Source organism: Streptomyces sp. VRA16 Mangrove soil, from assembly GCF_017377775.1.
Lineage (GTDB): Bacteria > Actinomycetota > Actinomycetes > Streptomycetales > Streptomycetaceae > Streptomyces.
The window spans coordinates 594,958-609,376 of record NZ_JAFVLN010000002.1; the positions used below are offsets into that span (position 1 = coordinate 594,958).

Here is a 14,419-nt window from a genome sequence, read left to right on the forward strand (position 1 = left end):
AGGCTTCTCGAAAGTACCGCGCGCTTCGATCTCCGGGAACAAACCAGAGCGATCGGGACGCAGTGCGTCGCGCTCGGTCGAGGAAGCCGAGCGCGTTGCCAGGCCGGCCGCTCTCTTCCGCGGCAGCAGTCCCTGGTGTACAGGTGTACGACGGTGCGCTTGTCCCGGCGGCGGTCCAGGACCCACTCCACGGGCGGGGGCTTCTTCTCGCGGTGGATCCACTCGTCGCCCTGGGCCAGTTTTCGCGCGAGGGATTCTTCGGCTTGCTGCACCGTGTCCTCCTCGCCCGCACCGATCACAACACCACGCTGCCGAGAGAGGCCCGCCCAGCTCACTGAGGCGGGCCTGCGCGCAGGTGCACATCGACTTCCTCGACATCCCCGCCCTCCGTCAGGAGCTCGGCATGGTCAAGGACGGAGCCGCCATCTGATGGTCAAGCCCCAGGTGCTCAAGCCCGTCGACCTCGACGACAACGGCGCCGAACCGGAAGTCACACCGGAGGTCGTCGACCAGGCGTTCAAGGCAGGCATGGCCCCCACCCGAAACGTGCTTCACACCCCTCGCACGCGTACTACGAGTGCGAGGGGTGCGGCGCGTACCACTCCTGGTAGGAGGTGTGTCAGGCGCTCAGGCCTCCGGCACGACGCTCCTGCATCTTCAGTCGCTGCCAGGTGAACTTCCACTCGTCCCTGGCCCGGTCGCGGATCCCGCAGGCCGTGAGGAAGGCCAGCATCCGAGGAAGGGTCGGCAGCTTGGGTCGTCGCAACATCTCGCTGACGGAGCTCTTGTTGAGGTAGAGCGAGCCTGAGGGGAGAGAGGTGGAACTCGCACGCCTGACCTCGGCCATCTCCATCTTGCGGAGCGAGGGGCTGCCCGCCCACACGTGCACCTCGTTGAGCGCCTCCACCAGCTCGGCCGGTGTGGAGATGCCCGTGGGCTGCGGGGCTTCGTTGGTCTCGAACTTGTGGGCCTGCCGCAGTTCCTTGAAGGCCGTCGTCGCCTCATTGCTGACGCGCCCGATCGAGGTGCCGTGGATGAAGTCACCCACTGAGCTGATCTGTGGAGCAGGTTCGGGGCGGAGCGCGACGTTCAGCGGCATGACTTCCCCGCTCTTCATGACCACTTGCGAGGCCGGGCTGTCTCCGGCCTTCAGGACCACTTGCGGGGCTGAGCGTTCTCCGGTCTTCAGGACCACTTGCGGGGCTGAGCGTTCTCCGGTCTTCAGGACCACTTGCGGGGCTGGGCGTTCTGCCCTCGGCACTACCACCTTCGCTGGTTCGACTCGCACGCGGCTGTCCATGGCAGAGCGCCAGATGTCCGTCAGCTCTCGTGACATCTTCTCGGCTTCGTGGATGCCTTTGGCGTAGAGGCGCGCCATGGCGCCAACTTCCGCCAGTGCCGGGAAGCGAGAGGCGTTCTCGATACGGCTCAGGACCGTCGGGCTGATCTCCAGCAGCCCGGAGGCCTGACGCTGGGACAGACCCGCCGAGATTCGTGCGTCGATCAGGCGGCCGGCCAGACGTACTTCCTGGCTCATCGCTCACCATCCTGAGGACGACGGTGGAGAACGAGGTGCTCCGCCTCGCTCAGTCCTGCGGCCAGTCCTGCCGCAAGCAGAGCGGCAAGGACCTCGACCTCGTACCCCAAGAGGTACAAGGCGATCAGCAGGGCCGTGCACACGCTGCCGAGGACCAGGCGACAGGCGCGGGCGAACCCGAACCCCTCAGGGACCCGAGGGGTCGGAACGCACCCCCAAATGTCGAAAGGGCCAGGGCGCATGGCCCAGCCCTCTCCGAACTCAAAGCTGCTCAGCAACGTGACCTCCGTGCACCAGGACGGCTCGAACAGGGGTTGCGGCCCCTACGACGCATTTGGCAATCGCACCCTGAGGTTCCTCTATCGACGCTCGCGAAGGCAATAGCCCTCAGTAGTCACCCAAATCCCTGTAGAGCACATAGAAACCCCTTCCTTTGCAGGGATCTGACGCCGTTCGAGAGGTGACGTAGAGAGCTCGGCGTACAGGCCAGAGCAGAACTGTCTTGAGGTGTCTGGCCCCGTCCGGAGCGCACTTGACCCGATCAGCCCGGTAAGACTCATGGCCAACAATCCTGGGATTGCTTCGCAGGGCGTCCATCTGCAGTGACGGCAATTAGTCAGGAGATAAGGCTGTCTTGAGCCGTCTATGAGTGTCTTGATCCGTCTTGGAGTGGACGAAAATATATCGAGGGAGCGAGAGACAACCGAGAGTTGGTTGCGGATCCGTGGGATTTACCAGGACGGCTCCAACGAGGATCGTGTTTGCGGCGCGATCCTTATTTGGCGTAGATGATTTACGTCCGCTTCGAGCCCGTTCTCACATGGGACGGGCTTCTTGGCGTTGCCGCCCTGCCGTTCGATCTCACTCACGCGTCCACCTGTAGGAGCATCGGAGGTGCGCGTGACGTGGTGTCGCGCCCGCGGCAGTCCGCCGACCAGGGGACGGTTCGCTCGACCCACGAACGTGCTGCCCGCCGGGGTCGGTCGGCGGGCAGCACACTGGGCTCGTGATGGCACTGGGGGTGCTCCGAGAGTCACCGCCCGGCCACCACGGCCTTCCGGCGCCACGCCACCACCGCGTACCCCACCAGGAGCACGGCGGTGAACGCCAGGCCCACGCCCGCCGCCTGTCGCATGTCCGGCACCTCGATCGCGGTCGCGGCGACGGCGAGCACGCCTGCCGCGGCCACCAGGGCGAGCTTGGGGCCGCCGGGGACGCTGAAGCCCGTGAACTCCTCCGGGTGCGCGTCGCGGTGGCGGCGGAAGGCGACGTACGAGGCGAGGATCAGCAGCCAGACGAGGAGCACCGCGAACAGGGCGATGGACATCAGGATGCTGAAGATGCCGCCGACGTCGTAGAAGGCGAGCAGCGCGGCGGCCGCGATGCCCAGGGTGGAGGCGGCGAGCGCCACGGCCGGCACGCCGCGTCCGGTGAGACGGGCCAGCGAGGCCGGGGCCAGGCCGTCGTCGCCGAGGGAGTGCAGCAGCCGGGAGGCGCCGTACAGGTGGGCGTTGGCGGCGGAGACGGCGGCGACGAGCACCACGAGGTTGGTCAGGGTCGCGGCGGCGGGCACGCCGATGTCGGAGAAGACGCGGACGAACGGGCTCGCCTCGATGCTGCCGTCGCCGGAGGCCAGCCGCTTCCAGGGGATGAGGGCCACCACCAGGGTGATGGACAGGACGTAGAACACGCTGAGGCGCCAGGCGAGTTGGCGCATGGCGGTACGGATGGTGCGCTGCGGGTCGGCGGCCTCCGCGGAGGCGATGGCGACGACCTCGAACCCGGCGTACGCGAACATCACGACGGACATGGCGATCCAGATGGACTTGGCGCCGTGCGGCACGAACCCGCCGTCGTCGGTGAGGTGCGCGAATCCGGTGGCCTCGGTGTCGGGCAGGCCGAAGAGGACCAGGAAGGCGGCGCACAGGATGAACGCACACAGCGCGGTCACTTTGATGGTGGAGAGCCAGAACTCGGTGGTGCCGAAGGACTTGACGTTGATGATGTTCACCGCGAGGACCACGGCGGCGACGGCGAGGATGGCCACGCCCATCGGGATGCCGGGCCACCACCAGCGGATGTAAAGCGCGGAGGCGACGACTTCTGTGCCGATGACGACGACGGCGCTGAACCAGTAGGTCCAGCTGGTGACAAACCCGGCCCAGGAGCCGAGGTACTTGTGCGCGATCGCGCCGAAGGAGCCCTGGACGGGGTGGGCGGCGGACATCTCGCCCAGCAGGACGGCGATGACGGCGACGAGGACCGCGCCGATCGCGTACGAGATGATCACGCCGGGGCCCGCGACGCCTATCGCGGAGCCGGAGCCGAGGAACAGGCCGGTGCCGAGCGCCGAGCCGAGGCCGATCATGGTGGTCTGGCGGTGGGTGAGCGAGCGGACCAGGCCCCGGCCCTCGGGCTCGGTGGCGGGCGGAACGGCGGGCGCGGGTGCGGGTCTTTCCGGTGCGGCCATGGCGGGGACGTCCTTCTGTGTGGTGGTGCGCGGTGGGAGTCGGGGGCCGCGGGCGGCTCGTCCGCCGCCCCCGGGAGGCCCCCGAAGTACGGAGGGGCACGACGTGCTGTGCGGGTCAAGTCACTGATGGCGAGGACCTGTTGATCTAGAACTCGCTGTTGCGGAAGGGCTTGTCGGGGCGGGTCAGGTGCGGCTTGCCGAGCACCTTGAGCGCGGACAGGGCGTAGATGCCGTGGTTGGTCAGCGCCCAGGCGATGTTTCGGTCCCACTCGACGTACACGCCGTGGGTCTGGTTGCCGTACGCGTAGTCAGGGGTCTCGGGGCCGTACGCCTTGGGTACGAAGTACGCCTCGATCTCGGGCTTCGCGGGCTTGGAGACGTCGAAGAACTGCACGCCCGCGTTGTAGAAGCCGTAGCCGAGGACGCCCGCGTCGTGTTTGCCGGGGTTGGTGTAGTAGCCGGTGCGCTTGGGGCCGAAGCTGCCGCGGCGCTGGCAGAAGTCCTTGAAGGATGCGGACTTGGGCGGGGTCGGGCGGGGCAGGACGCCGACGACGCGCGGGTTCTTCGGGTCCTTGGCGTCGATCTGGTAGACGTCCTTGTACGGCTCGTAGCAGTCCTCGGTGAGCGGGTAGCCCGAGAAGTAGATGAGGCCCGTCCGCTCGTACTGCGAGACGTCGATGTTGTCGCCCTCGGTGCCGGACACGGACGGCGGCAGGTCGAGGTGGCTGACGGTCTTCATGTCGGTCGGGTCGGAGATGTCGAGCACGGTCAGGCCGTAGCCACCCATCGCGGCGAAGGCGTAACGGCCGCCCTTCTCCACGGGCTTGGGGATGAACATCGGCATGCGCGCGCCCATCCAGCTGGTGCGGTTGCCGCAACGCGGGTTCGCGCGGTGCGCCGCGTCCTCGCCGGTGCGCTGTCCTGGCAAGTGCCAGGTGTCGAGGAGCCTGGGGTGCGCGGGGTCGGACATGTCCCAGGACTGGTAGCCGGCCGAGTGCAGGTTGGTCGGGTACTCGCTGCCGGAGTAGGTGTCGTCGGGCGCGGTGGCGATGAACATGTATTTCTCGCCGGTCCAGTACGGCACGTCCAGCGACCCGGAGCCCTGCTGGGGCTTGTTGACGTCCGACGTCAGCGGGTCCTTCTGCGTGGAGTCGGTCGAGACCGTGGCGAGGAGCTTCCAGTCCTTCTTGCGCGGACCGTCGAGGCGAAAGACCTTGAAGCCCTTCAGGCCGGGCTTGTCGCGGAGCTTCTTCACGCCCTCGGGGTTGTGGAACTTGTCGTGCTCGGGATCGTCGGTCAGCTCGGTGATCTGCCGCTTGTCCTCGAAGCTCATCACCATGACGTAGGCGTTCAGCTTCTTGTTCCACTGGATGGTGGAGGCGCCCCAGTAGTCGTGGGGCGCCCAGGAGGCGTTCCCCTTGGTCTCGTCGCCGTCGACGTCGTTGCGGGTCATCTTCTCGACGACCTTGATCTTCTTGACGTCGGTGATGTCGTAGACACGGCCCTCGGAGCGGTCGTACTGGAACATGTAGCGGCGGCCGTCGAAGTCGACGACGTTCTGCCAGGTGTGGAAGTAGTCGGGGGTGAAGTCCGCGCCCTCGTAGGCGGCTTCGACCTTCATGTTCTTGATGTAGGACTTGGTGTCGTAGTCCTTGTTGCGGCCCGGGAAGGAGTGCTCGTGCTCCTCGTCGACCGGGGTGAGCGCGGGGTGGCGGAAGGTGCCGTCGAGCTGCATGCCGTACGCGCCGGGGTCTGCGGGCCCGGGCCGGCGGTCCTCGCAGACGTCAGGGATGTTGGGGTCGGTGGCGGCGGTGGCGGTCGCGCCGGAGCTTCCGGGGGCGAGCAGGGTCGCGGCGGTGGCAGCGACCACGGCGGCGGCGAGGGCCGCTCTGGCGCGCTTGGTACGGAGGGATCGCATGGGAGTCCTAGGGGTCTCGACGACGGAGAGGGACGTGCGACGGGGTGTTCCGGACGGGCGGCGGGAAAGGCCAGGCGGGGTGTGCCAGTTGATGCTGTGCCGTACGCGCGCAGGGGACGGCCGCGCGCGGACGTATGACGGGACGCCGGTCCGGCGGAGCCCGGACCGGCCGAAGATCCCGTCGGACCGGGAGCCCGGGTGCGTCAGGTGACCGTGGGGCGGGCCTGGAACTCGGGCGCGTGGTGCGCCTTCGACACGACGATGTCGTGCAGTTCCTCGACGGCGTGCAGCACGTCGGCGTGCGTGAGGTACAGCGCGTTGAAGCCGAAGCGGAGCAGGTCGGGGGCGCGCATGTCGCCGATGACGCCGCGCGCGGTGAGTGCGGCGACCAGCGGGTACGCCTCCGGGTGGCGCAGGGAGACCTGGCTGCCGCGGCGCTCGTCCTCGCGCGGCGTGGCCATGGTGAAGCCGTGCCCGTCCAGGAGCGTGTCCGCGCACTTCTGGAAGAAGCGGGTCAGGGACAGGCTCTTGGTGCGTACGTCGGCCATGTCCACGCCCTCGTACGCGGTGAGGGCGGCCTCCAGGGCGACCAGGGAGAGCAGCGGCGGGGTGCCGATGCGGGCGCGGGTGATGTCGGGCGCGGGTGTGTAGGTGCCGGACATGGAGAACGGCGCGGTGTGCCCGTGCCAGCCGGTGAGCGGGTGGTCGAAGTCCTGCTGGTGGCGGTGGGCTATGTAGGCGAAGGCCGGGGCGCCGGGGCCGCCGGAGAGGTACTTGTAGCCGCAGCCCACCGCGAAGTCGGCCTCGATCGCGTCGAGTTGGACGGGCAGCGCGCCGGCCGCGTGGCACAGGTCCCAGTGCGCGAGGGCGCCCGCTGCGTGCGCGGCGGCGGTCAGTGCGGCCATGTCGTACAGCTCGCCGGTGCGGTAGTCGACGGGGGCGTACGCGGCGACGGCGACCTGCTCGCCTTCGGTGGCCAGGACGGCGGCGACCTCGCGGGCGGGGACGCGGCGGACCTCCAGGCCGAGGAGGCGACCGACGGAGTCGGCGATGTACTGGTCGGTCGGGAAGTGGTCCGGGTCGGTGAGCAGCAGGCGGCGGCCGGGGCGCAGCCGGGCGGCGGCGAGGAGCGTGTTGAAGAGCTGGACGCTCGTGGAGTCGCCCGCGACGACCTGTCCCGGGGCGGCGCCGACGAGGCGGCCGACGGCGTCGCCGGTGCGGACGGGTGCCTCCCACCAGCCGTTGCCGTTCCAGGAGCGGATGAGGTCGGTGCCCCACTGACGGTGGACGGCGTCCTCGACCGCGGCGGGTACGGCGGTGGGCAGGGCGCCCAGGGAGTTGCCGTCGAGGTAGGTGACGCCCTTGGGCAGGGTGAAGCGGTCGCGGACGTGCGCGAGCGGGTCGTGGGCGTCGAGTGCTGCGGCGTGCTGGTTCAGCATGCGGGGACTTCCTCGCTGCACGAAGGGGTGGTGCCGTCGGGGGCGGTGCCCTGTCCCAGGCCGAGCGCGATGTCGGTGAGCAGGTCCTTCTGGCCGCCGCAGGTGACCACGTTGACGTCTCTGGCGCCCAGGTGCTCGTCGAGGTTGACGGGCGGGACGGCGTAGGGGCCGATGGCGGCCGGGGTCAGGTCGATGAGCGTCTTGCCGTGCGGGGCGAGGGCGGCGGCGGTGGCGTGGTGGGCGGTGGCGTCGAAGACGACGTCGACGTCCGCGAAGCCGTCCATGGCGATGAGGCCCTGGGCGCCGACGGCCCTGGTGGGGACGGGCAGGCGGCGGGCGCGGGCCAGGCCCACGGAATCGGGGTCGATGCCGATCATCGCGGCGGCTGTGACCGCCCCTGACCCTCGGGTGATCCTGATGAGCAGGTCGGTGCCGATGTCGCCGGAACCGATGACGGCGGCCTTCATCGGGCGCCCTCCTTCACGAGGTGCTGCAGGCCGAAGAAGCGGACGGCGTTGCCGCCGAGCACGGCGGTCTTCTCTTCGTCGGTGAGCGCGCTGCCGCGCACCAGGCTGCCGATCTCCTCCTCGCCGAGCGGGAAGGGGTGGTCGGAGCCGAGCAGCACGCGCTCCGCGCCCATCACGTCCACGAGCAGGCGCAGCGCCCCCGGGTCGAAGACGGCCGAGTCCACCGAGAAGCGCCCGGTGTACGCGGACGGGGGCTCGGGGCTGTCGGCGCGCACCAGGTCGCGCCGGTGCCAGGCGTTGTCGGCGCGGCCGAGGAGGTACGGGAAGCTGCCGCCGCCGTGCGCGAACGCAAGCCGCAGCGAGGCGGGCAGTCGCTCGAACGCGCCGGACAGGATGAGCGCGAGGATCGTCAGGTGCGTCTCGGCGGCCATGCCGGCCAGCCAGCCGAGCATGTAGCGGGAGTAGCGCGGCCCGGAGGGCAGGTCCCACGGGTGGACCAGGACGGCGGCGTCCTCCGCGGCGCAGTGCGTGAGGAGTTCGAGCAGCGCGCCATGGTCGAGGTCGCGGTCGCCGAGGTGGTTGCCGATGTGCACGCCGCGAAAGCCCTGGCGTACCGCCTCGGAGACCATCGCGCAGGCCGCCTCGGTGTCCTGGAGCGGCACCTGGCACAGCGGGGCGAGCCGGTCGGGGGCGTAGGAACTGTAGTGCAGGATGCGGGAGTTGACCATGCGGCACCAGTCGGCGGCCCGCTCCGGCTCCAGGCCGTAGCCGAACATGAGCGGCGTGCTGGAGAGCACCTGCACGTCCACGCCGAGCCGGTCCAGGTCGGCGACGCGGGCCTGCGGGTCCCACAGGGTGCGGTGCACCGGCCGGTACTCGTGGGCCCCGGCCATCATCATCCCGGTGTCGGGCCCGTCGCCGGTGCGCAGCCAGGGGCCCTCGTCGTCGCCGGTCAGGAGTCTGGACTCGGCGCGGCTGATCTCGGGGAAGACGTGCGCGTGGGTGTCGACGACCGTCATGCGCCGGCCCCGTCCCTGCGGGTCCGCGGGCGCAGCGCCTCGGGCCACTCCCTTCCGGGGTGCACGGCGCCGCAGTTCTCGCAGGTTCGGGCCGACTCGTCACCGTAGAAGGCCTGGAAGACGGGCGGCAGGTCGTCGACGATCGAGGTGAGTTGCACCTCGCTGCGGTGCACCAGGTGGTGGCAGTCCATGCAGTACCACTCGAAGGCGTCGACCTGGCCCTGCGGGCGGGCGAACTCGACGACCATGCCGATGCTGCCCTCCTCGGGGCGCTGCGGCGAGTGGCGCACGTGCGGCGGGAGCAGGAAGACGTCGCCCTCGCTGATGTGGACGTCGCGCGGCGGCTTGCCGTCCTCGTCCATGACGCGCAGCACCATGTCGCCCTTGAGCTGGTAGAAGAACTCCTCGATCGGGTCGTCGTGGAAGTCGGTGCGCCGGTTGGGGCCGCCCACGATCGTCACCATCAGGTCGGCGTCCTGCCAGATCTGCACGTTGCCGACGGGCGGCTTGAGCAGGTGGCGGTGCTCCTCGATCCAGGCGTGGAGGTTGAACGGGGGCATGGTCATGCGGGCTGCTCCTGGTTCGTGCCGCTGATCGGCAGGTGGGCGACTGCGCTGATCTCGATCAGCAGGTGGGGGTGCGGGAGTTGGTGGACGGCGACGGTGGTGCGGGCGGGGCCCGTCTCGTCGAAGTACTCGGCGTAGACCTCGTTGTAGCCCCCGAAGTCGTTCATGTTCGCGAGGTACGTGGTGACGGACACCAGATCGTCGAGTCCGCCACCGACGGCTCCGAGGAGGCTGCCGATGTTCTCGACGACCGCGCGGGTCTGGGCGCGGATGTCGAGGTCGGTGACGCCCATCGGGTCGGCGTCCGCTCCGGCGAAGGTGCCGTCGGGCCGGCGGGAACTGGTACCGGAGACGTACACGAGGTCGCCCGCGCGGCGCAGGTGGGGAAAACGGCCGCGGGGCTTCGCGGCGCCGGGGACGATCATGCGGTCACGTCCTCGTCGGCAGCAGCCTTCTCGGTGGTGAAGGACACGGTGCCCAGGCCAGCGACGGTGGCGCGGACGTGGGTGCCCGGCGCCAGGGGCACGGCGGCGGTGGCCGCGCCCGCCAGCACCACCGTCCCCGCGGGCAGCTCCCCGGCGAGCCGGGCGGCGGCGGCCAGGGCGCGCAGCGGGTGGCCCAGGATCGCGGCGGTGGACCCGCACTGCGCGAGGCGGCCGTCGAGTTCGAGCAGGACGCCGAGGTTGGCCAGGTCGACGGGGGTGCTCCAGGGGCCGACGGCGTACCCGGCCGCGGAGGTGTTGTCCGCGACGACCTCGGGCAGCGAGAACACGAAGCCGTCGTAGCGGGAGTCGATGACCTCCAGGGCGGGCGCGACGGCGGCGACCGCGGCTGCCGGGTCGCCGCCGGGGCGCAGCACCGCGCCGAGCAGGAAGGCGACTTCGGGCTCCACACGCGGATGGATCAGCCCGGACGCGTCGTACCGTCCGCCGTCGGCGATCTCCATCGCGTCGGTGATGCGGCCGTGGATCAGGTCCGAGACGCCCATCTGCCGCATCTTGGCGGTACTGGTGAAGCCGAGCTTGAAGCCGGTGATCCGCTCCCCGCGGGCCACCCTGCGCGCGACCAGGGCCCGTTGAACGGCGTACGCGTCCTCGGTGCCGGTCAGTCCGGTGGTGCCGCCGGGCAGGGTGTGGGCATCGAGGGCGGCGGCGTCGAGGCGCTCGGCGATGGTGTCGAGGCCGAGGGCGGTGTCGCTCATCGGGCGGGCTCCTGGTCCGTGTCGGTGCCGAAGGCCGCGCGGACCGAGCCGAGTCCCTCGATACGGGCTTCGAGCACGTCACCGGGGGCGACGGCGGTCATGGGGCCGAGGGCGCCGGTCAGCACGGTGTCTCCGGCCCGCAGCGGGTGCCCGAGACGCGCGAGCGTGTCGGCGAGCCAGACGGCGGCGTGCAGCGGGTGGCCGAGGCAGGCGGCGCCCGTGCCGGTGGAGAGGGGTTCGCCGCGCCGCTCCAGGAGCATCCCGGCGGTGCGCAGGTCGAGGCGCCCGAGCGGTACGGGCCGGTTGCCGAGGACGTAGGCGCCGCTGGATGCGTTGTCGGCGATGGTGTCAACCGCTGTGATGTCCCAGTCGCGGATGCGGCTGCCGACGACCTCGATGGCAGGCAGCGCGAACGCGGTGGCCCGGATGACATCGGCGACGGTGTGCCGCTCGTGCTCCAGGTCGCGCTCCAGGACGAGCGCGACCTCGGCCTCGGCCTTGGGCTGCAGGACCGTGCCCCAGGGCAGATCGGCACCGTCGGGGATCGCGGTGTCGTCGAGAAGTACGCCGAAGTCCGGTGTTTTGACGCCGAGTTGGGCCTGTACGGCGGCCGAGGTCAGGCCGATCTTCCAGCCGGTGACGCGACGGCCCTCGGCCAGGCGGCGCTCGGTGAGCAGGGCCTGCACGGCGTACGCGGCATCGAGGTCGCCCGCGGACAAGACGTCGCGGACGGGAGGACAGGGCACGCCGGTGCGGCGGGCCTCGTCGAGGCGCTGGGCCGCGGTCCCCACGGCACCCGTGGCGGGGGTGTTCGCGGTCGTCGTCGCGGGAGTGTTCGCGGTCGTCGTCCTCACAGCTTCACGCACACATTCATCGGCTCGGAGAAGAAGTCGAGCGAGTGGTCGCCGCCCTCGCGACCGATGCCGGACGCCTTCACGCCGCCGAACGGGGTGCGCAGGTCGCGCAGGTTCCAGGTGTTGACCCAGGCGATGCCCACCTCCAAGGCGGGCGCGACGCGGTGGGCGCGGGCGAGGTCGCGGGTCCACACGGTGGCGGCCAGGCCGTACGGGCCCGCGTTGGCGAGCGCGAGGGCCTCCTCCTCTGTGTCGAAGGGGGCCAGGTGCACGACCGGGCCGAAGATCTCCTCCCGTACCGCCGGGTGGTCCTCGGGCAGCCCGGCCAGCACGGTCGGCTCCACGAAGAAGCCCTGGTCGCGTTCGTCGCCGAAGTGCGGCACGCCGCCCCCCGCGAGGATCTCGCCGTCGACGGCGGCCTTGGCGAGGTAGCCAAGGACCTTGTCGCGGTGGGCCGCGGAGATCATCGGCCCGTAGCCGTCGAGCGCGCGGACCTCGGTCGCCACCCGGGCTGCGAACTCGTCGAACACCCGCCGCTCCACGTACAACCGCTCGGTGCACAAGCAGACCTGGCCACTGTGTGTGAAGGCCGAGCGGAGCGTGCCGGCGACCGCCTCGTCCAGGTCGGCGTCGGCGAAGACCAACCCGGCGTTCTTGCCGCCCAGTTCGAAGGAGACGGGGGCCAGGCGGGCCGCGGCGGCGCGCATGATCGTGGTGCCGGTGCCGGACTCGCCGGTGAAGGCGATCGCGTCGACACCCGGGTGCTGGGTGAGCCACTGTCCTGCCGCGTCGCCGCCCTCGCCGTGCACGAGGTTGAACACACCGTCGGGCAGCCCCGCTTCGGCGGTCACCTCGGCGAGCAGGCAGGCGGTGCTCGGAGTCAGCTCGGAGGGCTTGGCGACGACCGTGTTGCCGGTGGCGAGGGCGGGCGCGACCTTCCACGTGAGCAGCAGCAGCGGCAGGTTCCAGGGCGAGATGACGGCGACCACGCCGAGCGGCTTGTGCACGGTGTAGTTGAGCGCGCCGCGCCCGTCCGGGGATGCGGTGTGCCAGGACTGCTCGCCGCGGCCCGCCAACAGGTCCGCGTAGAAACGGAAGTTGGCGACTGCGCGCGGGATGTCGACGGTGGCGGCCAGCTCGCGCGGCTTGCCCGTGTCGGCGCACTCGGCCGCGACGAACTCCTCGAAACGGCGCTCGATGCCGTCGGCGATACGGTGCAGCACCCGGGATCGGTCGGCCGGGCTCCACGCTCCCCACGGTCCGCGCAGCGCGTCCCGGGCCGCGTTCACGGCGCGGTCGACCAGTGCGGCGGAGGCCGCGGGTATCTCTGCGACAATGCGCCCGCGAACCGGGTCGACGAGCGGGAACGGATCGCCGGAGGCGTCGAAGTCGCCTCCCACGTAATGCCGCACAGGTGTGCTCACCTTGCAGACCTCCCTTGCCAGGCCGGGGCGTTCGGTTCCGTCACCGGTTCCGTTCTCGGTTCTTCAGCCCCGGATCGTGCAGGCATCATGCGCCGACTCGGGCATGCCGAACCAATGCCGGTTGGCGTGGTTCCCATAGCGATCCGGGTATGGCAGGGTCGGGGCGCGGTCGGACCCCGTTCACGGGACATCCACACGATCGCAACGAAGGCGAAGGCGAAGGCGTCCGCGTCCGCGCACCGGAAGGGATGCTCGCGGTGAACCTCCTGGACGGCCGGCTGAAGTTCCGGCACCTGACACTGCTGGTGGCGATCGTCCAGCACGGCGGTGTGGCCAGGGCTGCGGAGTCGCTGCACCTGACGCAGCCCGCCGCCACGCGCACGCTGCGGGAGTTGGAGGCCATCGCGGACCTGCCGCTGTTCGTGCGCGAGCCGCGCGGGATGCGCCCGACGGTGTACGGGGAGGCGCTGGCCGGGCACGCGCGGGCGGTCATCACCGAAGTCCGCTCGGCGGGCGAGCATCTGGAGGGGTTGCGCCGGGGCCACGAGGGCACGGTCACCGTGGGCACACTGCTGGCCGGGGCCAACGTGCTGCTGCCGCGCGCGGTGGCCCGGCTCAAGTCCGAGCGCCCGCGCCTGACGGTGGTGGTCCGCGAGGGGACTCTCGACGTGCTCCACCCGGCCCTGTTGGCAGGCGAGTTGGACGTGATCGTGGGCCGGGTCGGCCCCGCGCCCAAAGAGGCCGAGCGACTGCACCAGCGGATGCTCTACAGAGAGCGCATCATGCTCGCGGTACGGGCGGGCCACCCACTGCTCGCAGATCCGGCCGCGTCCCTGACCGGGGCACTGACGTACCCCTGGATCCTTCCGGTCGAACAGACGGCGCTGCGCCAGGAGTTGGGCGTCCTGTTCGTCGAGCGGGACCTGGCGCTCCCGGCGGACCGGGTGGAGTGCACCTCGATCCTGACGATGCGAGCCCTGCTGCTCCAGACGGACATGGTCGCGCTGCTCCCTGAGCTGGTACTGCGCGACGACGAGCGTCTGGCGACACTACCGGTGGAACTGCCGTCGGTAGGACGCACGGTGGGCACGACGGAGGCGGCCCATCGCACCCGCACCCCCGCGCTCCAGGCCCTGCTGCGTCACCTGGACGAGGAGGCGGCGCGGCTGCGCGGGACGTTGGGGCGCGGGGTCGGCGAATCCTGAGCCCCGGTGCGGCGGGGCACCTCCTTCGCCACCGACCTCGGCGAGATCCAGCTCCTGCCCGGCAAGCTCATGGGCCCCGGCCAGCGGATCACCCTCGTCGGCGACGGCAAGGCCGGCAAGAGCCTGTTCCCGCAGGAGTGGGTGGGGCGCAGGTCCCCGTCAAGATCCTGTACCTCGATGCGGCGAACGGGCAGGAGCAAATCCGGGAACGGTTCCTAGTTCGGCGCCGCTGCCCGCGGTGTCGAGGGGGCGGATGGGCGGGAAGGAGGCGTACCGCAGTTCGCCCATATTCGGCGGGCCCGCCCCGAAGGAGATAGAA

The 14,419-nt window shown here is 70.5% G+C and carries 13 protein-coding genes; 2 read left to right on the forward strand and 11 right to left on the reverse strand.

The window, feature by feature from the left end; all coding sequences use genetic code 11:
* Positions 1 to 619: 619 nt before the first annotated feature.
* The 11 genes from J3486_RS08390 to J3486_RS08440 all read right to left on the reverse strand — a co-directional run bounded on the left by J3486_RS08390 (position 620) and on the right by J3486_RS08440 (position 12,895).
* Entirely contained in the window at positions 620 to 1,537 is a 918-nt protein-coding gene (locus J3486_RS08390; protein WP_207819512.1) for a helix-turn-helix transcriptional regulator, read from the reverse strand.
* A 1,033-nt stretch (positions 1,538 to 2,570) separates the two neighbouring features.
* Positions 2,571 to 4,007, reverse strand: a complete 1,437-nt coding sequence (locus tag J3486_RS08395) for an amino acid permease (RefSeq protein ID WP_207819513.1) — start codon at positions 4,005 to 4,007, stop codon at positions 2,571 to 2,573.
* A gap of 145 nt (positions 4,008 to 4,152) precedes the next feature.
* Positions 4,153 to 5,925, reverse strand: a complete 1,773-nt coding sequence (locus J3486_RS44640; protein WP_207819514.1) for a hypothetical protein — start codon at positions 5,923 to 5,925, stop codon at positions 4,153 to 4,155.
* Positions 5,926 to 6,128: 203 nt separating this feature from the next.
* The gene (gene kynU, locus J3486_RS08405; protein WP_207819515.1) at positions 6,129 to 7,364 is read right to left on the reverse strand and encodes a kynureninase; all 1,236 of its coding nucleotides are present in this window, start codon (positions 7,362 to 7,364) and stop codon (positions 6,129 to 6,131) included.
* Complete coding sequence (locus J3486_RS08410) at positions 7,358 to 7,831, reverse strand: hypothetical protein (protein ID WP_207819516.1); 474 nt, start codon at positions 7,829 to 7,831, stop codon at positions 7,358 to 7,360. Before J3486_RS08410 ends, kynU begins: the two co-directional genes overlap by 7 nt.
* Complete coding sequence (locus J3486_RS08415) at positions 7,828 to 8,850, reverse strand: amidohydrolase family protein (protein WP_207819517.1); 1,023 nt, start codon at positions 8,848 to 8,850, stop codon at positions 7,828 to 7,830. The genes J3486_RS08410 and J3486_RS08415 overlap by 4 nt, the downstream gene beginning before the upstream one ends.
* Complete coding sequence (locus tag J3486_RS08420; protein ID WP_207819518.1) at positions 8,847 to 9,416, reverse strand: 3-hydroxyanthranilate 3,4-dioxygenase; 570 nt, start codon at positions 9,414 to 9,416, stop codon at positions 8,847 to 8,849. The genes J3486_RS08415 and J3486_RS08420 overlap by 4 nt, the downstream gene beginning before the upstream one ends.
* Positions 9,413 to 9,841, reverse strand: coding sequence for a RidA family protein (locus tag J3486_RS08425; protein WP_207819519.1), 429 nt, complete (start codon positions 9,839 to 9,841; stop codon positions 9,413 to 9,415). The genes J3486_RS08420 and J3486_RS08425 overlap by 4 nt, the downstream gene beginning before the upstream one ends.
* Positions 9,838 to 10,617, reverse strand: a complete 780-nt coding sequence (locus J3486_RS08430) for a 2-keto-4-pentenoate hydratase (protein ID WP_207819520.1) — start codon at positions 10,615 to 10,617, stop codon at positions 9,838 to 9,840. Before J3486_RS08430 ends, J3486_RS08425 begins: the two co-directional genes overlap by 4 nt.
* Positions 10,614 to 11,471, reverse strand: coding sequence for a 2-keto-4-pentenoate hydratase (locus tag J3486_RS08435; protein ID WP_374194701.1), 858 nt, complete (start codon positions 11,469 to 11,471; stop codon positions 10,614 to 10,616). Before J3486_RS08435 ends, J3486_RS08430 begins: the two co-directional genes overlap by 4 nt.
* Positions 11,468 to 12,895, reverse strand: coding sequence for a 2-hydroxymuconic semialdehyde dehydrogenase (locus J3486_RS08440; protein ID WP_207819521.1), 1,428 nt, complete (start codon positions 12,893 to 12,895; stop codon positions 11,468 to 11,470). The genes J3486_RS08435 and J3486_RS08440 overlap by 4 nt, the downstream gene beginning before the upstream one ends.
* Before the next feature lie 257 nt (positions 12,896 to 13,152).
* Here J3486_RS08440 and J3486_RS08445 point away from each other — a divergent pair, with 257 nt between their 5' ends.
* Entirely contained in the window at positions 13,153 to 14,100 is a 948-nt protein-coding gene (locus J3486_RS08445) for a LysR substrate-binding domain-containing protein (RefSeq protein WP_207819522.1), read from the forward strand.
* Positions 14,101 to 14,106: 6 nt separating this feature from the next.
* Complete coding sequence (locus tag J3486_RS08450; protein WP_207819523.1) at positions 14,107 to 14,319, forward strand: hypothetical protein; 213 nt, start codon at positions 14,107 to 14,109, stop codon at positions 14,317 to 14,319.
* Positions 14,320 to 14,419 lie beyond the last annotated feature (100 nt).